The organism is Dietzia sp., assembly GCF_036741115.1.
Lineage (GTDB): Bacteria > Actinomycetota > Actinomycetes > Mycobacteriales > Mycobacteriaceae > Dietzia.
Map to the genome: position 1 here is coordinate 25628 of NZ_DAINST010000007.1, position 20514 is coordinate 46141.

Genomic DNA, 20514 nt, shown 5'->3' on the forward strand with positions numbered 1-20514 from the left:
CCACCGACCGCGATCCGCGTGGCATCGACACCGAGTTCCGCCGCGTGCTCCCGGGCCCAGATGAGCGCCGCGACGGTGTCGTCGAGGGGCGCCGGATAGCGGTGCTCGGGCGCGAGGCGATAGTCGATCGAGAGCACCGCGAGGCCGCCTCGCCTGGCGATATACCGGCACACGGCATCGTGGGAATCGAGGTTACCCACGGCGAATCCGCCGCCGTGAACGTAGACGAGCAGCGGTAGATCGGGGGCCGCGTCCGCGGTCGGTCGGTAGTACCTTGCGCCGATGACGGCTCCGGTCGCGGTTCCGGAACCGGCCCCGGTGGCGCCGACGTCCGGCGTCACGGGAATGGAAATGTCCTCGACGACGGGGAGTGGGATCTCCCGCCCGGCCGAGTGATACGCGGCGATGACCGTCCGCTCCCGCGAGTAGTCGATGACCTCGTCCGACAGCGGCTTGTCGCCGAAAAGCGGGACGAACTTGTCGCCGACCTGGAAGACGGGATCGAGCCGCTGCCCCTCGGAGGTCCGGCGCGGGAATGCCGCGAGCCCGAGCGCCGCGGGCGGGATCACCGAAGTGAGTCCGAACGCCGCGCGCGCCGCCCGGTCCGCGGCGGAGGGCGACCAGCCGATCGAGCGGGTCGGGCCGTCGGCGGGGAGGCCGCGGGCGATCGAGGAGGGGAGCGAGAACGTCGTGGACAAGTGAGGGGACCTTCCTATGGGCGGCTGAGCCGCCGATGCATCGCGTGAGTCGAAGCCTAGCGATCCGGCTGTGGCGGCGGGCCGAGTCCGCTTTTGGCGGAAGCCGGGCCTTGCTCGAGTGGCTCGTGGTGACAGTGTTATGCGCTGTTCCGGGCCGTGGTATGCGCGTGGACCAATGTTCACGAGCCGTTAACTCACAGTCATGTGATTATCACCGGCGCTCCGTAGCGTGAGCAGTGTGAGGCGCCACTCCGGCGCTTCGCGGAGCGGACCGGGGGAACGAGAACCTCAAGGGAACCCGAGCCGCTTCACGGACATCCACACCAACGACGCCCTGGGGCGCCCCGGGGCGAGGAGATTCCCGTGGCACACACGATCCGTACCTATGTCCTCGACACCTCGGTGTTGCTCTCCGATCCGTGGGCGATCAGCCGGTTCGCCGAACACGAAGTGGTTCTTCCCATCGCCGTCATCGGCGAACTCGAGGGCAAGCGCCACCACCCCGAGCTCGGGTATTTCGCCCGCGAGGCACTCCGGCTCCTGGAAGAGTTCCGTTCCCGCTACGGCCGCCTGGACGGTGATATCGAAGTCACCCCCGAAGGCGGCACCCTCCGCGTGGAGCTCAACCACACCGACCAGAGGATCCTGCCCTCGGGTTTCCGGGATTCCGGGAACGATTCCCGCATCCTCGCCTGTGCGCTCAACCTCCGCGCCGAAGGCGCCGACACCGTCCTCGTCTCCAAGGACATCCCGCTCCGCGTCCGCGCCGGCGCCGTCGGGCTCGACGCCGAGGAGTATCGCGCCCAGGACGTGATGCTCACCGGGTACACGGGCACCGCCGAACTCGGCGCGACGCCCGAGGTGGTTGACACGCTGTTCGCCAGCGGCGGCCTCGACGCCGAGGCCACTCGGGCGCTGTTCAACGCGAACGACATCGCGGACCTCCCGGTGCACTGCGGGCTCACGCTCCAGGCCGGCTCCTCCTCGGCCATGGCGCGCGTCGCCGAGGGGGGCACCCTCCGCCTCGTCCGCGGCGACCGAGACCTCTTCGGCATGCGGGGCCGCTCCTTCGAGCAGCGCCTCGCCCTCGACCTGCTCACCGACCCGGAGGTCGGCATCGTCTCGCTCGGCGGACGCGCCGGCACCGGCAAGTCGGCGCTTGCCCTGTGCGCGGGCCTCGACGCCGTGCTCGAGCGCCGCGAGCAGCGTCGCATCGTCGTCTTCCGCCCGCTCTACGCGGTCGGCGGCCAGGAGCTCGGCTACCTTCCCGGCTCCGAGGCGGAGAAGATGAGCCCGTGGTCGCAGGCCGTCTTCGACACCCTCGAGGGGCTCGTCTCCGAAAACGTCATCGACGAGGTCATGGACCGGGACATCCTCGAGGTGCTGCCGCTCACGCACATCCGCGGCCGCTCTCTCCACGACTCCTTCGTCATCGTCGACGAGGCGCAGTCCCTCGAGCGGAACGTCCTGCTCACCGTGCTCTCGCGTCTCGGCTCGGGCTCGCGGGTAGTGCTCACCCACGACGTCGCCCAGCGCGACAACCTCCGCGTCGGCCGCCACGACGGCATCGGGGCGGTCGTCGAGAAGCTCAAGGGGCACAAGCTGTTCGCGCACGTCACTCTCACGCGCTCGGAGCGGTCGCCGATCGCCGAGCTGGTCACGGACATGCTCGCCGAGTTCACGCCCGGGCAGCCCGAGGGTGGGAAGCAGCCCGCGAGCGTCGCGCGCCTGGCGTAGGCGGCGTCCGCCGTCATAGGCGAAGGGTCTACAAATGGCGAGAGCGCCGGCCGGGAGATCCCGGCCGGCGCTCTACTTCTGTCGCGGACTAGCGCTTGCGCTCGACGTTCGCCATGGCGAGCACGTCGAGGCGCTTGTCGAGCTCCTCCTCGGAGAGCTTCTCAGGGACGAGGCCGCGGTCGATCACGGTCTGGCGGATCGTCTTGCCCTCGGCGAGAGCCTGCTTGGCGACCTTCGCAGCCTCCTCGTAGCCGATCGCCGAGTTGAGCGGCGTGACGATCGACGGCGAAGACTCGGCCAGCGTACGAAGGCGCTCGGTGTTGGCCTCGAGGCCCGAGATGCAGCGGTCCGCGAAGAGCACGGACACGTTGGCGAGGAGGTGCACGGACTCGAGGAAGTTCCGCGCCATCATCGGGATGTAGACGTTGAGCTCGAACGCGCCGTTGCCGCCGCCCCACGCGATGGCGGCGTCGTTGCCGACGACCTGCGCGGCGACCTGCGTAACCGCCTCGGGGAGTACGGGGTTGACCTTGCCCGGCATGATCGACGAGCCCGGCTGCAGGTCGGGGAGGCGGATCTCGCCGAGACCGGTGAGCGGGCCGGAGCCCATCCAGCGGACGTCGTTGGCGATCTTGGTCAGCGAAATGGCGATGGTGCGCAGCGCGCCCGAGCCCTCGACGAGACCGTCGCGGGCGGCCTGCGCCTCGAACGGATCCTTGGCGAGAGAGAGGGACTCGACGCCCGTGAGCTCGCGGAGCTTCGCCGACACGGCGGTGCCGTAGCCCTCCGGTGCATTGAGCCCGGTGCCGACGGCCGTGCCGCCGATGGGGAGCTCGGCGACGCGGGGGAGTGCCGCCTGGAGGCGCTCGATGCCGGCCTCGACCTGGCGGGCGTAACCGGAGAACTCCTGGCCGAGCGTCACGGGCACGGCGTCCATGAGGTGCGTGCGGCCCGACTTGACCACGGACTTCCACTCCTCGGCCTTGCCGGCGAGCGCTGCGTGGAGCTTCTCGAGCGCCGGGATGAGCGACGTCGCGATGGACTCGGCGGCGGCCACGTGCGTCGCGGTGGGGAACGTGTCGTTCGAGGACTGCGACATGTTGACGTGGTCGTTGGGGTGCACCTCGACGCCCGCCTGCTTGGCGAGCGAGGCGATGACCTCGTTGGTGTTCATGTTCGAGGACGTGCCCGAACCGGTCTGGAAGACGTCGATGGGGAACTGGTCGTCTACCTCGCCGTCGGCGATCTTCTTCGCGGCGGCCTGGATGGCCTCGGCCTTCTCGGCGTCGAGGAGGCCGAGGTCGGCGTTGACCGCGGCGCACGCGCCCTTGAGGAGGCCGAGCGCGCGGATCTGCGGGCGCTCGAGCGGACGGAAGGAGATGGGGAAGTTCTCCACCGCGCGCTGGGTCTGTGCGCGCCAGAGCGCGTCCTTCGGCACGCGGACCTCGCCCATCGTGTCGTGTTCGATGCGGTATTCGCCTTCGGGAAGGTTCTCGGTTGTCATGTCACCACCGTAGCTAGGCCCGGTGCGGGGCGCATGCTCGCGCCCCGACGTCCGGGGAGGTTGGGAGGGTATGGTGCGGGATACGTTTTCGGCCCTATTGGAGATGACGGCGGAGGTGCCGAACCGCCGGTGCGCGCAGGCTGGCTCTAGCCGAGCGAGTACTCCTCGACCTTGTCGAGTCGGTGCAGCGCCTCGACGTTGCGGACCGTGCCCGAGCGCGAGCGCATGACGATGGAACGCGTGGTCGCGCCGCCGGGGCGGTAGCTGACGCCGCGGAGCATGTCGCCCGTGGTGATCCCGGTAGCGGCGAAGAAGCAGTTGTCGCCGGAGACCAGGTCGTTCGTGGTGAGGATCTTCGAGAGTTCGAGGCCGGCGTCCTTAGCCTTGGCGAGCTCGGCATCGTCGGTGGGGGCAAGCTGCCCCTGGATCTCGCCGCCGAGGCTCTTCATCGCGCAGGCGGAGATGATGCCTTCCGGGGTGCCGCCGGTGCCGAGGAGCATGTCGACCGACGAGCCGGGACCGGCCGCGGCGACGGAACCGGCGACGTCACCATCCATGATGAGCCGCACCTTGGCGCCGGCCTCGCGGATCTCGCCGATGAGGTCGGCGTGGCGCGGGCGGTCGAGGACGCAGACGGTGAGGTCGCCGACGTCCATCTTCTTCGCCTTGGCGAGGGCCTTGATATTCCACTCGACCGACTCGGAGAGGTCGACGACGCCGACGCCCTCGGGTCCGACCGCCATCTTCTTCATGTAGAAGACCGCCGACGGGTCGAACATGGTGCCGCGCTCGGAGACCGCGATGACCGCGATGGAGTTCGGGCGGCCCTCGGCCATGAGGCGCGTGCCATCGATGGGATCGACAGCCACGTCGACGGCCGGGCCATTGCCGGTGCCGACCTCCTCGCCGTTGAACAGCATGGGCGCCTCGTCCTTCTCGCCCTCGCCGATGACGACCACGCCGTTCATCTCCACGGTCGAGACGAGGCGGCGCATGGCGTCGACCGCCGCACCGTCCCCGCCGTTCTTGTCGCCGCGGCCAACCCAGCGGCCGGCGGCGAGGGCCGCCGCCTCGGTGACCCGGACGAGCTCCATCGCGAGGTTCCGGTCCGGCGGATTCGGGGTATTCGAAGGCATGTGGGGCGGTTCTCCTTTGGCTGTTGGCTGTTGGCCGCACCCCGCACGCGGGTATCGGCCGGTAATCGACAGTGCCTTCATTGTGTCACCCGGAGGGTCGATAGTCTGCGCCCCGTTCCCGGTACGAGCGCTTTCCTTATAGGGAGTAGCGCTTTTAAGGATCGAGAACGGGCTGCGATACCGTGGGCGCGTGGCAGATAAACCGAGGCTCCTGACGGGTAACAGGGACATGTTCTGGTCCCTGGTCGTTCTTCTCGCGGCGTGCCTGGTGTTCGCCGCGATCGGCGGGTTCGTGACGATCGGCAAGCCCGACCCGGGCCCGGTTACCGAGTTCGACGCGCATTCCGCGCTGGTCGAGGACGCGCAGCACATGCCCTTCCCGGTGCGCGAGCCCGCGCTTCCCGATGGCTGGCAGTCCAATTCCGGGCGACTCGAGTCTGTCGACGGCCACGATGTCTCGGTGGTCGGATGGGTGACCCCGTCGAATACCTATGTCGAGCTCGTGCAGACCGATGCCCCTGCGGACAGCCTGCGCGGCTTTTCGAAGGGGCCACGCCCTTCTGCGGCGCCGATCACGGTCGGCGGCCGGGAATGGACGATCTACTCGGGCGATGACGACATCCGCGATATCTGGGTCACCGATCTCGGCGACGTGCGGATCGGGCTGACCGGCGGCGCCGAGCGAGGGGATTTCGAGACGATGGCCACGGCCGTGGAGAACGCGGCGCCGCTGCCTAAGTCCTGAGGGGGCGCCCGCGTCGCCGCCGTGTCCGGCGGATTCCCGGGCTCCAGCACAATCCAACTTGTCTAGTTTCGCGCGGAGATTGTGTTGGAGCCCGGAGATCTGTAAAGCAGGCGGCAGCTTCCGGAGCTACTCGGAGTCCTCCCCGCCATCGCGCTGGGCGAGGACCTTGTCGATCCGCTTCCGCGCGCCGTCGAGGTGCTCTTCGCACCGCGCCGCGAGCTCCTCGCCGCGCTCCCACATGGTCAGCGACGTGTCGAGGTCCTGACCGCCAGATTCGAGCATCCGTACCACCTGGATCAGCTCGTCCCGGGCGGCTTCGAAGCCCATCTCGGCGACCGGGGTCTCCTCGTCCGAGGCGCCACCGTTGGCTAGGTCTCGATTCTGCTGCTCGCTCATTCCTTCTCCGTTCCGCTCTCCGCCGCCGACGCGGTGTTCGTGGCCGTCGCGCCCTCAGCCGATGATTCTTCTGCTGCGATCGCTGGCGCTGCCTCAGTCGCCGAGGCCGTCGCCGACGCCTTGACCCCGAGCACCGCCGCGTTGATCGAGCCGTCCGTTACCCGGATCCGCAGCTGCGAGCCCGGCGGGGTGTCGTGGATCGACGACACCACATCGGCGTCGCCCGGCCCGGCGACCCGCTGCACCACGGCATACCCGCGGGCCAGGGTCGCCGCCGGTCCCAGCGTGGTGAGGCGGGCCGAGAGATGCTCGAGGGACGAGGATTGCGAGGCGACGAAGTCGGTGACCTCGCGGCGCATGCGCCGACGTCCCTCGGCGATTGCTTCGGCGTAGTCCTGCCACAGCCGGTGCGGCTGGGAGAGGACCGGCCGGCTCGTCACCGATTCGAGGCCGCGGCGCTCGCGCTCGACCCAGTTCCGCAGGGCCGCGGCGGAACGCTCACGGAGCTCGGCGAGGCGGGCGCGCTCGGCGATCACGTCGGGGACCACGCGCTTGGCGGCGTCCGTCGGCGTCGCTGCCCGCAGGTCTGCGACCAGATCGGACAAAGGCGTATCCGGCTCGTGGCCGATGGCGCTCACCACCGGCGTTCTGCACGCGGAAATCGCGCGCACCAGCGTTTCGTCGGAGAACGGCAGCAGGTCCTCGACGGAGCCGCCGCCGCGCGCGACGATGATCACCTCGACGCGCGGATCCCGGTCGAGCTCCTCGAGCGCCGCGACGACCTGTGGAACCGCCGAGACACCTTGCACTGCGGTGTTGCGGATCTCGAAGACGACATCGGGCCAGCGGTCGCGGGACACCTCGACGACGTCCTTTTCCGCGGCGCTCGCCCTGCCGGTGATCAGCCCGATGCAGCCGGGCAGGAAGGGGAGTGGCCGCTTGCGCTCGGGGGCGAACAGGCCCTCGGCGGCGAGCGCCTTCTTCAGCCGTTCGAGCCGCGCGAGGAGCTCGCCCACGCCGACGGGACGGATCTCGTCGATCCGGAGACTCAGCGAGCCACGGCCCTGCCAGTAGTCGAATTTCCCGTGGACGATCACCCGCGCGCCGACCTCGACGGCCACCTCGCTCATGCGCAGGAGCCCGGCGAAACAGGTGACCTGCAGCGAGTTGTCCACCGAGGTGTCGCGCAGCACGATAAACGCCATCTTCGCGCCGGGGCGCACGTTGAGCTGCGCGATCTGCCCTTCGATCCACACCTCGCCGAGGCGCGCGATGTAGTTGGAGATGTGTTGGGAAATGACCCTTACGGGGAACGGTTCTTCCGCCGTGCTCTTGTTAGACATCTGCCTCGGTTTCCGCAGCGTCGAAGCCGTCGATCCCGTCATCGGAGTCGGCATCGCGGAGTTCCTCGGCGAGCTCGACGTCCTCGTCGAACGTCGCCCACTCCGGGTTCTCTTCCTTCGGCGGGAGAATCGCGCCGATCACGGCATCGCCCTGCACGGCCAGCTCGTTGACCGTGTGAATGACGTGCAGGTATGTGCGCGCCCCGGCGCCGACGATGCCGGCCGGCAGGCGCACCGCGGATTCGACGACGCGGCGCGGCATCGACAGCGCCGTGGACACGGCGACGGAGGCGAGCCCGAGCGAGGCGCGCGCGAGCACGAACCTCGAAGGTTGTGTCGGGTCTTGTGCCGAATCCTGCATGTGTGGGCTCCTCCGCTTGTGACGGCAAGCGCCGCGATTCTCTCGGCGCACGCGGTATCGATTGTAGGGGCGAAGAGACTGCAGCCGGTCCCGCTACTTCGGATCCGCGGGCCTCATCGGCCGGATGTCAGCGCCGGCCGGTCACCGGTGTCGACCGCGCGGCCGAGGCGTCCACGAGCGGCCGGGCACAGGTGGCCGGGATGTTCGAGCTGGCGACCGAGGCGGCGTGAGAGCACCGGCGTTCGCCGCCGGACGCCAGCCTTCGGAATTCGCGGGCTACTCGCCCTTGCCGCGGCCGAAGAGGCCGCCGCCGGAGCGGCGCCTGCGGCCCGCAGCGTGCCGCGATCCCTTGGCGCGACGCGCGGCCTCGGCGGCACTCACGGCGCGGTGGGAATCGTTCGCCTCGCGGCCGGACGACGCCGCTCCCGAATCCGCTTCTGCCGCGGATTCCGGCGCGGAGGGACTCGGCGAGGCGCCACGGCCTGCGGCGAACCTGGTGGTCTCCGGTTCGCCGTTGGAGCCGAGGATCTCGACAGGCTCTTCCTTCGGCGCCTGAGCAGCGTTCGCCTCGCGTCGGGGGGAGAGGTCCCGGGGCGCCGCAGCGCGAGAGTCCTGAGACGCACCGCTGTCGGAACCCGCGGCGCGGTCGGCGGACCGCCCTGCATTGCGGTCCTGGTTTCGAGACCCGCGGCGGTTTTCGCCCCGTCCGACGTCGCGAGCCTCTCCGCGCCCATCACCCCGCTTGCCGCGCGCGGCGGCCGGAGCCACCCCGCGAGCGCCCCGCTTCTGGTTCTTCGGCCTGCGGTCGGGCTCGAGGACGTAGGCGCGGACGAGCGCGATGGCGATGACGACGATTGTCGTCACGATGATCAACGGGAAGCGCTTTGCCAGCGGCACGAGGATGGTGAGGACCTCGGTCCGGCCAAACTCCGCTGAAAAGCCGCCGGCGGTGAAGTACTGGAAGGCCAGGACCCCGACGACCGCGACGAGTGGCGGCTGCACGGCCGCCCAGAACACCGCCGAGCGGCGCACGAGGAGCACTGCGAGGACGGCGCCGAGGAAGAAAAGGATGGTGAAGGGGCGGCCGAGGAACTCCTTGCCCCATTCGATCGCCCACGCGATGGCGAAGAACACCACGAGCAGCAGAAGGGCAGCCCACCCGGGAATGCCGGGTACGCTGGACAGGACCGATCTATCCCCGGCCGCGAATCGCCTGGGAGCTACTGCACGTTTCACAGGACCACACCCTACTTTCCGCCTAGCGATCCTTTCGGAACGCCCTTCCGATGGCACCCAACTTTCCGGCGATACCCGAACCCGCTTCCGAGTTCCCTTCGCCGCCGTCCTTCTCCTTCTCGCTATCCGCGGCCTCGCCGGCGGGCAGGGAATCCACTACTCGGTCCGCCTTCTCGGCCGCCGCGGCCTTGGCCTCGGAGGAGATGCCGAAATCACTCCTGGTGTCGACCTCCCCGGGCGGTTCGATGTCCTTGAGGGCGCGAACCTCCTTCTCCTGCACCTCGCCAGTGTGGGAGTCGCGGGAATTGCGGTCCTGCGGCGTCATCCCCGAACGGCCCCTGAAACGCACGGACGCGACCTCGGCGAGCCAAGCGGTGAGCCGGCCTTCTTCCGTTGCGACGTTGACGTCGTTCGCCGCCACGTCTCCGGAAAGGAGGTCGACTTGCTCGGAGACGTAGCGCAGTACCACTGCCACAACGGCGGCCACCGGAACCGCGAGGAAGGCGCCGAGGATGCCGAAGAGGGTGCCGCCCGCAGCGACCGAGAGGAGGATGACGACCGGGTGGAGATTCATCGACCGGGACTGCAGCACCGGCTGGAGCACGTTCCCCTCGAGCTGCTGCACCGCGATGATGATGATCAGCACGATGATCGCGGTGGTGAGCCCGTTGGACACGAACGCGATGAGCACCGCGAGCGCGCCGGCGGTGAACGCGCCGACGATGGGGATGAACCCGCCGAGGAACGTGATGATGGCGAGGGCCCAAGCGAGGGGCACCCCGAGGATCACAAGACCGAGGCCGATGAACACGGCGTCGACCAACGAGACGAGCGCCTGCGTGCGAATGAACCCGCCGAGCGTGACCCAGGAGCGGGTGAGCACCTCGGTGAGGTGGCGGCCGGTGCGCCGGCCCGTGACCCCGCGCAGCCACGGGAGGAAGCGCGGCCCGTCCTTGATGAAGAAGAACGTGAGCACGACGACCATGACCAAGGTGACGACGAACGAGCCCACCGTGCTGACGCCGGAGAACACGCTGGTGGCGATTTCCTCGCCGCGCTGCTGCATGAACGCGACGGCTTTGTCCACCGCGGCGTTCATCTGCTCGTCCTGCAGGTTGATCGGAGGACCCTGTACCCAGTCCTGGAGCTGACGGATACCGATCGACGCCGAGTCCACGAGCTGCGGGAACTGCTTGACGATCGACGGAGTGATGAGCGCAATGATCCCCGCGATGAGGCCGAGCCCGACGACGATGGAGAGCAGCGCGGCGAGCGCTGCGGGGAACTTCCACTTGATCATCATCCGAACCGGCGGCCACAGGACCGTCGCGAGAATCAACGCGAGGAGGACCGGCAGGATCCCGACCCACAGGAAGCCGAGGCCCTTCCAGAGGAGGAACGCGGCGATCGCGATGATCGCCAGGCGCAGCGCCCAATCGGAGAGCCAGCGCCCGCCCATGCCGATGATGACACCGCGGTCCAGAGGCTTGTCCTCCTCAAACCGCTCGGGGTGTTCGGGGTCGAAGTCCTGCGGCGGCTTGTTTTCTCGCGGCGTCTTCTCGGCGTCGTCCATGGCATCGATACTCTCATGGATCGCCGACAATTCCGGGCCTCCGGTCGACCCGATTCGCCCGGGTGTCCGCGCCGGTGACATCCGCGCCCCGGGGCCGCTCTGCCAAGCGTGGGCCGACCCGTACACTGGGGTACCGTGAGCCTTACCCTCGGAATCGTCGGCCTGCCCAACGTGGGCAAGTCCACCCTGTTCAATGCCCTGACCCACAACGATGTCCTCGCGGCGAATTATCCGTTCGCGACGATCGAGCCGAACGTCGGTGTGGTCGATCTCCCGGACGAGCGCCTGACGCGCCTCGCCGAGATCTTCTCCTCGGAGCGCATCCTTCCGGCGACCGTGTCTTTTGTGGACATCGCAGGCATCGTCAAGGGCGCATCGCAGGGCGAGGGGATGGGCAACAAATTCCTCTCCAACATTCGCGAGTCCGATGCCATCTGCCAGGTGGTGCGCGTGTTCGAGGACGACGACGTGATCCACGTCGACGGCCGCGTGGACCCGATGTCCGATATCGAGGTCATCGCCACCGAGCTCATCCTCGCCGACATGGAGACCATCGAGAAGGCGATCCCGCGCCTCGAGAAGGATTCGCGGAAGAACAAGGAGCTCGTCGCGCAGCTCGAGGAGGCGAAGAAGGCGCTCGCCGTGCTCGAGGACGGCCGGACGCTGTTCAAGGCGCAGGACGAGATCGACCGTTCGCTCCTCCGCGAGCTCCACCTGATGACGGCCAAGCCGTTCCTCTACGTCTTCAACGCCGACGAGTCCGTGCTCGGCTCGAAGGAGAAGCAGGACGAGCTCCGCGCCGCGGTGGCGCCCGCCGACTGCGTATTCCTCGACGCCAAGGTCGAGGCCGAGCTGCTCGAGCTCGACGACGAAGAGGCGCTTGAGCTCCTCGAGTCCATCGGCCAGGAAGAGCCGGGACTCAAGGCCCTGGCCCGCGCGGGATTCAACACCCTGGGTTTGCAGACCTATCTGACGGCGGGCCCCAAGGAATCCCGGGCCTGGACGATCCACAAGGGCGATACCGCTCCCAAGGCCGCGGGCGTCATCCACACGGACTTCGAGAAGGGCTTCATCAAGGCCGAGATCGTCTCGTTCACCGACCTCGACGAAGCGGGCTCGATGGCGGCGGCGAAGGCGGCCGGCAAGGTCCGCATGGAGGGCAAGGACTACGTGATGTCCGACGGCGATGTCGTGGAGTTCAGGACAGGTCTGTCGTCTGGGTCGGGTAAGAAATAGTCATGGTCCAGTACGTCGATTCGGGCTCACGCGATCCGAATGACGCCCTGGGTACTTGGCTCGGGGCTGAGCTCATTGCCCCTGCCTCGATCAAAGCTCTGCGAGTCCAGACAGGCTTTTTCGGCTCTGATGCTCTCGGCTACTTTGAGGGCGCGTTGCAGGATCTTCGCCAGTCCGATGGTCACACGCGTTTCCTGATCGGCTCCAACGACGGAAGCACCCCGCGCGCCGCTCTTGCTGATCTGCTGGCAGTCGTCGGTGCCCCTCGCGCCGGCAGCAAGATCGGCATCGTGAGCTACCAGAGGGGGTACTTCCACCCCAAGGTCTTTCACATCGAACGTGCCGATGGCACGGAGACTGCCTATGTCGGTTCAGCCAATCTGACTGGCGCGGGCGTGGCGTCTCTGCACGTCGAGGCCGGTTTGATCCTCGACACGGCGCGACGAGACCCTCAGGACGTCCTGAAGAAGATCGCTGACTCGATTGACCAGTGGTTCACAACGTCGCCAGCCGGTCTCTACGAGGTGGCTGTCGACACCGATCTGGACTTATTGATCCAGGACCAGGTCATCGACGTCACGCCACCGCCGCGGGTCTCTCGTTCGGCCATCTCCTCGGGGCGTGGCATGGGAACACGGGCACCCCGTCGACCGTCGCTGTCGACCCTGGTCACCACACCGCTCCTGAAGAGTCGCCACACGCCACAGAACGCCGCTCCGTCCAGCACTCCGTCCGGCCAGCCGCCTACAGGGCAGGCCCCTGTGCCGACCGGCGTGATCGAAGAGCGCTGGGGAAAGAAGCTGTCTTCCTCAGACGCTGATCGGAAGAATCAAGGCACGGCTCGAGGCGCGATCCCCCTGGGGCAGGGCCTGCGCCGGGGCGAGATTAACGCCTCGACCTACTTCCGTGACGACATGTTTAACTCGCTCGACTGGCACCCCACGGTGACCCGGACCAACGAGTCCATCGAAGAAGCAACAGCGTCGATCCACGTGACGATCAACGGGACCTACCACGGCGTCACGGACTTCCGCGTTTCCCATGACCCTCGTCGTCAGCAGGGTAGGCGGAACCTCCCGACGACGCAGCTGCACACCGCGCCGCTCGCGGAGGTCCTGAAGCAGGTGGACATCACCGGCATGACGCTGACCATCGATCGCGACGATGCCGGTGAGTTCTGGCTCGAGATCGCCTGATCAGTCCAGCTTCTTCTTGGCCCGGCCGTTACGTCGATCCCTCAGGGTCGTCCAGACCGACCGGGCCAGTGTGACCTCGTCGGTGGTGAAGCCCAAACCGTCCAACAGCAGCGCCTGATCGACCAGATCGAGAGCCTTGTCGATCTTCTTGCTTCGCACCAGCCGGTCGACCTGCTCGACCAGCTCATCGGAGACCAGGGAGGGGTCCGGGAGGCGCAGTTCCTCAGCCTCGCTGGGCTCGAGCTCGAGGATGCCGCCACCGTAGCTGCGACCGACGATCTCGCTGAGTGCGAAGGTGACCGAGTTGAAGAAGGCTGTCGCCAGCTTCTTTGCATCGACACCTTCGACCACACGCATGCGGTGAACGGTGTCTGTGCTCGTCGCGTCCGTGGCGTTGGCGATGACACGGGGGTGGGTGTGGATCTGTCGCAGCATGAAGGCGTCCGCCTGCCAGATGGAGGGGACCACCCACCAGTCATTGCGGATGCGGCACTTGTAGCCCTCATGCACCCCCTCGACCTCACCTAGGCGCACGTACTGCCGCAGCCCCTTGTGCTGGTGAATGCTGACCCCACGGGCATCGAGCAGCTCAGTGCGAAAGGTGGAAGCAGCATGATCGCGCTCGGTGTAGATGATTCCGTCGAGCTGGGCTGAGCGGGATACGAGCGGGATGGTCAGATCGCTGACCCGGTTGTCGTCGGCCTCAGTTGAAGACATCACGAAGAAGGAGTTGCGGCCGGTGACGACACCGACATCCACGGACGCGAAGTGCTCCATCGGTGACAGGCGCTCGTCCTGGCGCAGTGCACGGATCTCCTCGATCTGTGCGGGGGAGAGGTGGTACTTCGTCCACTTCTCGCGCTCGTGCAACGGCGCGCGAACCTCTGCGGTGCCGATCTCGAGTCCTGCCAGTGCGTCCGCATCATCGACCTCAATGACCTGCATGTTCGCGGGTCCCTCGCCGACGGTAGCCAGCAGGAGCACCACCTCCTGCAGGATGCCCGGGAACACCAGCCGCTTGAATGCGACCACGCTGATCTCCACGCAGTGGTCGATGAGGAACTGTCGCAACTGCGCCGCATATCCGACCTGCATCAGCTCGGCAGGCAGAACCAGGCCGACGCGTCCTCCTGCACGACATGCCAGCACTGAAGAAACGACGAATGGGACCCAAGCGTTCGTGAGCTTGCTGGGTCGCATCCCAGCCGAACGCATCAGGTCCAACGCACTCGATCGCTCCGGCTCTGTCCAGTTCCCGAACCGGATGTAGGGCGGGTTTCCGGCCACGCCGTCGTACTGGCCGTGTCGCGAGGGCGTGAACCAGTTGAAGAAGTCGCCGATCTCGATATCTGCCCCGGTGCGCGACACTGCAACGGCGGCTTCCTCGGGGAAGAGCTCGATACCTTGCGCGGCGGAAGACAATCGGGACAGCGGCTCGAGGATGTTGCCGTCGCCGCATGACGGTTCCAGCAGGCGAGGTCCCGCCTTAGCGACCCATTTCGCTACGAACTCTGCCAGAGGCGCGGGCGTGTAGTATCCGCCGCGCAGCTTGTCGTCGGTTGGTGCTGCCTTCGACTCAAAGAGGGTCATGGTTCCGCCTGTCTCCGCTGCTTTTTTCGTGAGAGGTGAGCGATGCTCGTCCTCGTCTACTCAGGCTAGGACCCCCCACTGACAAAAGCTGAGAGGTAAGAGTATCGGACTGTTGGTTCTGAACGCATCTTACATCTGCGCTAAGGTGAGCCCATGGTTGCGGAAGGCGTTGGAGGGAGCCGGAAGGCCGCCATCTACCTGCGCATCAGCCAGGACCGTGAGATGGACGGTCTCGCCATCGACCGTCAACGCGAACAGTGTGAGGCCTTGGCTACGTACCGCGAGTGGGAAGTCGTTGAGACTTACGTCGACCAGTCAAAGAGCGCCACCGACAGGACGAAGTCGCGGCCCGACTACGACCGCATGGTGGCCGACTACAAGGCTGGCCGATTCACGGCGATCATCTGCTACGACCTCGACAGGCTCACCCGTCAGCCTCGCCAGCTCGAGGACTGGATCGACGCGGCTGAACTCAAGGGCCTTGCCCTTGTCACTGCCAACGGCGGCGCCGACCTCTCCACCGACGGTGGGCGCATGTACGCCCGCATCAAGGCCGCCGTCGCTCGAGCGGAGATGGAGCGCAAGGGTGCCCGCCAATCAGCGGCTCAACTGCAACGCGCCAAGCAAGGGCGCGCCCCGAAAGGCATGAGGCCGCTCGGCTATGCGACCAACGGTGACGTGATTCCCGACGAGGCGGAGGCTGTCCGAGCGATCTACGCCCTGTTCACGCGGCCCGCCCACCCGGAGTCCCTGCGCTCACTTGCGCGGGCGCTCAGCGGCACGCAGGAGATCAAAGGGATCTCGCCCCGGCCCAAGCGCTCCCATGTGGTGTCCTCCGAGCGGGCCGAGCGAAGGCTCGCCGAGGGCAAGGAGCCCCGCCCCATCGAACCTGACTGCCCGTGGAGCCCCTCGACCGTGCTGGGCATCCTTCGGAACCCTCGGTACGCGCGGATGTCCACCTACACGCCGAAGACTGCACAGGCAGATGGTGGCCGACGGCGCTCCTGGCGTGCGCAGATCCTTCGTGACGGCGCAGGCGAGCCCATCCGTGGGCAGTGGGAAGCCATCGTCGACGACGAGACCTGGTGGCGCGCTCAAGACATTCTCAACAACACCGAGCGGGTCACGAACACTTCGGGCTCGACCAAGCGTAAGCACCTGGGCTCGGGTCTGTACCGCTGTGCTGTGTGTGGCGGCAAGGTGACAGGAGCACCACGCGGATACCGGTGTGCTGGGCACGTGATGCGCACCGGTTCTCACATCGACGAGTTCGTCACCGAGGTCGTCGCTGCTCGGCTCAGTCAGCCGGACGCCCTGGCCAAGTACAAGACGGCGGGCGAAATCACTGGAACATCAGGGATCAGCGCCGCCATCGCCGAGCAGCGCGGTCGTATCCTTCGGGCACAGCGTGACTACGACGCCGAGGTCATCGAGGGCCGCGACCTCAAGCGCATCCGCGAAGCGGTGGAGGCTCGCATCGCGGAGCTTGAGACCGAGCGTCTTCTGCGAGGTCGAGCCGGGGCGCTTGCCCCCATCTTGGGAACCGAGGACCCGGCGACGGCATTCCGCGAAGCACCTCTCGAGGTCCAGCGGCAGGTCATCGACACGCTCGCCACTGTGACCCTGCACGCGCAGCCAAGAGGGCGGCGGGGTTTCGATCCCGCCAGTGTGACAGTGGAGTGGCGCTGAACCGTCTGGGGCCGTGAGGGAAGAGCCCGGCCAGCGGGGCCTGATGGCACGTCGGTCTTGGGGCTGCGAACCGACAAGCTTCACCGGTCACCAAGACCTTGTCCCACGAAAATTGTCAGAGGGGACCGTCACACTGGGTGTATGGAACGGGACTGCTGCGTGAGGAAGAGACATCTCATCTGTGGCGCTGAATCGCGTTGCAGGGAAGGATGTGCCCCATGCCCAAGCCCTACCCGAAAGAGTTCCGCTAGGACGTCTTGCGCGTCGCTCGTGATCGCCGGCCCGGCGTGGAACAGCTTCTTCGCCGACCTCGTCGCCCGCGGCCTGGGCGGAGTGCGCCTGGTGACCTACGATGTCCATGCTGGACTCGTCGACGCGATCGCCGCGCACCTGCCCCGCGCGACCTGGCAACGATGCCGCACTCACTACGCGACGAACCTTATGAGCATCTGCCCCAAGGGCATATGGCCGGCGGTCAAGGCGATGCTGCACAGCGTAAATGACCAACACGACGCCGCGGCCGTGAACGCGCAGTTCGAGAGATTGTTGGACTACGTCAGCGAGAAGCTCCCGGGCGTGGCCGAGCATCTCGATATCGCCCGCGCCGATCTCCTTGCGTTTACTGCGTTCCCCAAGGACGTGTGGGTTCAGATCTGGTCGAACAACCCGATCGAGCGGCTGAACAAGGAGATCCGCCGCCGCACCGACTCCGTTGGCATCTTCCGCACCCGCGAGGCGATCATCCGCCTCGACAGCGCGGTCCTGGCCGAACAGACCGATGAATGGGCCGAAGGGCGCCGCTACCTCGGCCTCGACGTTCTTGCCCCCTGCCGCCTCAGCATCGTCACCGATCTCGGAAGCGAGGTGGCCGATCATGACCTGCCCTCACTGACCGCCTGACCCTCTTATCAACGAGGGATCGCTACACCACATCCAGAGACTTGACCGACTACGGCGGTGACCTTCGCGGGCTGCGCGCAGCGGGGCACGCGGAGCCCGCGGCCCTGAGCCGCCTGCTGCGCGCCTTTCCCGGCATCGGGCCCGCCGGGGCGCAGATCTTCCTGCGCGAGGTGCAGGGGATCTGGTCCCTTCCCGCCGGACTTCGATGCCAAGGCGCTCGAAGGCGCGCGCCGGGCGGGGCTGCCAGCCGAGCCCGAGGCGCTGGCCGGGCTGGTCGCCCCCGCCTACCGGGCGCGTTTCGCCGCCGCGCTCGTGCGCCGCGCGCTGCGGAAGTAGCCCCGGACGCGACGGGAGCGGGCGACGGGCCGCGCCCTTGCCGAGCGCGGAAAAATGAGTACGCTCAAAAATAGGCGCGCAGGTTGCGCGGCTGCCGCCCCGGCGGCCCATCGAGGAGGAACACCATGAGCGACATCGCCCGTGTCACCGTGCTGGGCGCCGGAGTGCTCGGCGCCCAGATCGCCTACCAGACCGTCTACTCGGGCTTCGACGTCACCGTCTACGACATCGGCGACGAGGCCCTGAGCGCCGGCCGCAAGCGGCTGGGCGCGCTCGTCACCGCCTACCGGGCCGAGGTCGAGGGCGCCACCGAGGCCAGCACGCAGGCAGCGCTCGAGCGCCTTGCGATGACGACGGACCTCGCGCAGGCCGCGCGGAATGCCGATCTCATCATCGAGGCCGTCCCGGAGCGCCTCGACATCAAGCGCGAGACCTACGAGAAGCTCGCGGCGCTCGCCCCCGAGCACACGATCTTCGCGACGAACTCCTCGACCCTGCTGCCCAGCGACATGAAGGACTTCACGGGGCGGCCCGACCGCTTCCTCGCCCTGCACTTCGCCAACCAGATCTGGAAGTTCAACACCGCCGAGGTCATGGGCACGGCGGAGACGAGCCCCGCGGTCTTCGACACGGTCGTGGAGTTCGCCCGCGCCATCGGCATGGTGCCCATCCCCGTGCTCAAGGAGCGCCCCGGCTACGTGCTCAACTCGCTGCTCGTGCCCTTCCTCAATGCGGCCCTCGACCTGGCGGCGGGCGGCTACGCACAGCCTGAGGACGTCGACAACGTCTGGCGGATCGCCACGGGCGCGCCCATGGGACCGTTCCAGATCTACGACGTCGTGGGCCTCGGCACCGCCTACAACATCCTGTCGAGCGGCGATGAGCACAGCCAGCGCCTCGCGGCCTGGCTCAAGGAGCACTACATCGACCGCGGCCGCATGGGCGCCGGCGCGGGCGGCGGCTTCTACGACGACCCGCTGGGCTGAGTCCCGCCCGCTCTGTGGTGGCGGTGGGCCGCGCTCGGTAGGCTCGACCTGCCGCGCCACGGGTGCGGCAGGCGCGCCGCCGGGCGGCCCGGTCGCGATGAGGTCCGTGTGGGTGCAGTGCTGAGGGACGGCGGTCTCCCGGCGGGCCCGGCCCGCCGGGAGACCGCCGCCGACCGCCGCGAATGGGCGGCCATGTGCCGCCACGTCCGCGTGTCCACGATGTGGGGCTTCCCCTGCGCCTCTTCCTGCTCGCCCTCGCCCTCGGCGCCGTGCTGCCTGCCCTCGACCGCGTGCTCGCGCCGCCGCTGCACTACCCACAGGTCGACGCGTGGGGCGTGGGCTCGCTGCTGGGCACCATCTCCGGGCCATGGTCACCTTGGCCGACCTCGTCTTCAGTGCGCTGACGGCCGCCATGAGCCTGGGCGTCAGCGCCCCGTGCGTGCGCATCTCGCCGGTCTTCCAGGCTTATCGCGTCATCCAGTGGGGGCTGGGCTGCTTCGTGGGCACGTTCGCCGATGCGCTCCTCATCGCGCTCTCGATCGCGGTGGGCGGGGACGCCTACCGCCCCTTGGCCATGACCGTCGTGGCGGTGGCCATCACCGGGGTCTGCGGCGTCATGTTCATCGCGGTCGCCGTGCGCGTGTGCCGGCTGCTCAACCCCGGCGCGCTGCTGCGCCACTTCGCCGCCGAGGGCCGCGGTTCCACCCGCTACGACCCGGCCCGCCTCTACACCCGCGCCGCGGAGCTCGCCACGGGCACCGCCGCCGGCGGCCGCCCGGTGCACCGGCGCCTCCGCGCCCCGCGGGGGGACGTCGTGCTCGCCGTCAACATCCCGCGCCTGCTCGACTGCGAGGACGCGTGGGGCATGCGCATCGAGCTCGTGCCCAACCTGGGCACCCCAGTGCCGAGCGGCGGGATCCTCTTCCGGACCTCGGCGCCGGTGGGCCGGGCCCAGTGCCGCGCGCTCGAATCGGCGCTGGCGTTCGGCGGCGTGCTCCCGCTCGCCAGCGGGCCCTTCGGCGCGATCCGCGCCATGGTCGACATCGCGCTCAAGGCGCTCTCGCCCGCGGTAAACGATCCCAGCCGCGCCGTCCAGGCGCTCGACGAGATCGAGGACATCCTAGCCGAACTCGCCCCGGACATCGCGAAGCGCGAGGCGCTCGTGGCTGCCCACCCCGGCGCGTCGGTGCTGCGCGACTAGAGGCGCAGCTGGGCCGACTACGTGGCCGCGTCCACCGACGAGTTCCGCCAGTACGGCACCGGCAGCGTCCAGATCCAGCGGCGCCTGCGGGCGCTCTTAGACACGCTCGCCGGGCAGCGCGAGCTCCAGTAGGGAGCGGCCCTGCTCGAGCGCCCGCGGCGCTTCACCGTGGGCTCGAGCGCTGGTGGCCCGATCCGCTCGACCGCAGGCTGGCCGGCTGCGCGGATCCGCAAGGCCCGGGCCGGGCGCTCGGCATAGCGGCGCGCGCCGAGCAGGCCTCCGCGCCCGAGGCTCCGCCGGCCTGAGCGCGGCGGCTCAGCCCCGCAGGGAGGCGGGCGGGGCGCCGGTGGCCGCCCACGCCTCCCGCCACTTCTGCGCCAGCGTCGCGGCGGTCTCATGGGCGTTGAGCCCGTTGGGGTTGGGCAGCGCCCACAGGGCCACCCCGTCCGGCCACCCGGGCACCCACGACGCCCCGGACTCATCGGCCACCGGCTGCACCCCGAGCACCGCACCGGGACGGTCGAAGGCCTGACGGAATGCGGTGATGTCCACCACCGCGACGGCGCAGGGCCGCAGAACCGCGGCGCGCCGGATCAGGTGCCGCCCGCCCGCGCGCAGCTACGCGCGGGTCAGCTGGGCGGCGCGCGCCGT

Annotated in this window: 17 protein-coding genes and 2 pseudogenes; 9 read left to right on the forward strand and 10 right to left on the reverse strand. The window is 68.3% G+C overall.

The window, feature by feature from the left end; translation table 11 throughout:
- On the reverse strand, positions 1-698 hold a 698-nt coding region (locus V7E05_RS02145; RefSeq protein WP_333618034.1), incomplete at its 3' end, for an alpha/beta hydrolase.
- Positions 699-1061: 363 nt separating this feature from the next.
- Between V7E05_RS02145 and V7E05_RS02150 the strand changes: the two genes are divergently transcribed.
- Positions 1062-2435 carry a PhoH family protein gene (locus tag V7E05_RS02150; RefSeq protein ID WP_333618035.1) on the forward strand — a complete coding sequence of 458 codons (1374 nt, stop codon included), beginning with the start codon at positions 1062-1064 and terminating at the stop codon, positions 2433-2435.
- Between the two features lie 88 nt (positions 2436-2523).
- Here V7E05_RS02150 and V7E05_RS02155 read toward each other — a convergent pair whose 3' ends face one another.
- Both V7E05_RS02155 and glpX read right to left on the reverse strand, forming a co-directional pair.
- Complete coding sequence (locus V7E05_RS02155) at positions 2524-3939, reverse strand: class II fumarate hydratase (RefSeq protein ID WP_333618036.1); 1416 nt, start codon at positions 3937-3939, stop codon at positions 2524-2526.
- 146 nt (positions 3940-4085) lie between these two features.
- Positions 4086-5075, reverse strand: a complete 990-nt coding sequence (gene glpX / locus V7E05_RS02160; RefSeq protein WP_333618037.1) for a class II fructose-bisphosphatase — start codon at positions 5073-5075, stop codon at positions 4086-4088.
- Positions 5076-5265: 190 nt separating this feature from the next.
- Here glpX and V7E05_RS02165 point away from each other — a divergent pair, with 190 nt between their 5' ends.
- On the forward strand, positions 5266-5820 hold the full coding sequence (locus V7E05_RS02165) for a DUF4245 domain-containing protein (protein WP_333618038.1): 555 nt from the start codon (positions 5266-5268) through the stop codon (positions 5818-5820).
- 126 nt (positions 5821-5946) lie between these two features.
- Here V7E05_RS02165 and V7E05_RS02170 read toward each other — a convergent pair whose 3' ends face one another.
- The 5 genes from V7E05_RS02170 to V7E05_RS02190 form a co-directional block, all read right to left on the reverse strand.
- A complete protein-coding gene (locus V7E05_RS02170; RefSeq protein ID WP_333618039.1) occupies positions 5947-6216 on the reverse strand; it encodes an exodeoxyribonuclease VII small subunit in 270 nt (89 codons plus the stop codon).
- A complete protein-coding gene (gene xseA, locus V7E05_RS02175) occupies positions 6213-7559 on the reverse strand; it encodes an exodeoxyribonuclease VII large subunit (protein ID WP_333618040.1) in 1347 nt (448 codons plus the stop codon). Before xseA ends, V7E05_RS02170 begins: the two co-directional genes overlap by 4 nt.
- The gene (locus tag V7E05_RS02180) at positions 7552-7920 is read right to left on the reverse strand and encodes a hypothetical protein (RefSeq protein WP_333618041.1); all 369 of its coding nucleotides are present in this window, start codon (positions 7918-7920) and stop codon (positions 7552-7554) included. Before V7E05_RS02180 ends, xseA begins: the two co-directional genes overlap by 8 nt.
- Positions 7921-8196: 276 nt before the next feature.
- On the reverse strand, positions 8197-9156 hold the full coding sequence (locus V7E05_RS02185) for a DUF6542 domain-containing protein (protein WP_333618042.1): 960 nt from the start codon (positions 9154-9156) through the stop codon (positions 8197-8199).
- Between the two features lie 22 nt (positions 9157-9178).
- The gene (locus V7E05_RS02190; protein ID WP_333618043.1) at positions 9179-10729 is read right to left on the reverse strand and encodes an AI-2E family transporter; all 1551 of its coding nucleotides are present in this window, start codon (positions 10727-10729) and stop codon (positions 9179-9181) included.
- 135 nt (positions 10730-10864) lie between these two features.
- On the opposite strand from V7E05_RS02190, the gene ychF reads away from it, so the two are divergent.
- The gene (gene ychF, locus V7E05_RS02195; RefSeq protein ID WP_333618044.1) at positions 10865-11965 is read left to right on the forward strand and encodes a redox-regulated ATPase YchF; all 1101 of its coding nucleotides are present in this window, start codon (positions 10865-10867) and stop codon (positions 11963-11965) included.
- Positions 11966-11967: 2 nt separating this feature from the next.
- A complete protein-coding gene (locus V7E05_RS02200) occupies positions 11968-13161 on the forward strand; it encodes a phospholipase D family protein (RefSeq protein WP_333618045.1) in 1194 nt (397 codons plus the stop codon).
- Here the strand turns inward: V7E05_RS02200 and V7E05_RS02205 are convergent, their stop codons facing one another.
- Positions 13162-14751 (reverse strand): class I SAM-dependent methyltransferase, encoded by a 1590-nt coding sequence (locus V7E05_RS02205; RefSeq protein ID WP_333618046.1) that lies wholly within the window; start codon positions 14749-14751, stop codon positions 13162-13164.
- 153 nt (positions 14752-14904) lie between these two features.
- Here V7E05_RS02205 and V7E05_RS02210 point away from each other — a divergent pair, with 153 nt between their 5' ends.
- From V7E05_RS02210 to V7E05_RS02230, 5 genes and pseudogenes are all read left to right on the forward strand, one after another.
- Positions 14905-16440, forward strand: a complete 1536-nt coding sequence (locus V7E05_RS02210) for a recombinase family protein (RefSeq protein ID WP_333618047.1) — start codon at positions 14905-14907, stop codon at positions 16438-16440.
- A 279-nt stretch (positions 16441-16719) separates the two neighbouring features.
- Positions 16720-17340: pseudogene (locus V7E05_RS02215) on the forward strand (transposase); the annotation flags it as partial.
- 461 nt (positions 17341-17801) lie between these two features.
- Positions 17802-18662 carry a 3-hydroxyacyl-CoA dehydrogenase gene (locus V7E05_RS02220; RefSeq protein WP_333618048.1) on the forward strand — a complete coding sequence of 287 codons (861 nt, stop codon included), beginning with the start codon at positions 17802-17804 and terminating at the stop codon, positions 18660-18662.
- A 221-nt stretch (positions 18663-18883) separates the two neighbouring features.
- Positions 18884-19066, forward strand: coding sequence for a hypothetical protein (locus tag V7E05_RS02225; RefSeq protein WP_333618049.1), 183 nt, complete (start codon positions 18884-18886; stop codon positions 19064-19066).
- Positions 19030-19863, forward strand: coding sequence for a DUF2254 family protein (locus V7E05_RS02230; protein WP_333618050.1), 834 nt, complete (start codon positions 19030-19032; stop codon positions 19861-19863). The genes V7E05_RS02225 and V7E05_RS02230 overlap by 37 nt, the downstream gene beginning before the upstream one ends.
- Positions 19864-20178: 315 nt before the next feature.
- Here the strand turns inward: V7E05_RS02230 and V7E05_RS02235 are convergent.
- Positions 20179-20514, reverse strand: a pseudogene (locus V7E05_RS02235) (mismatch-specific DNA-glycosylase); the annotation flags it as partial.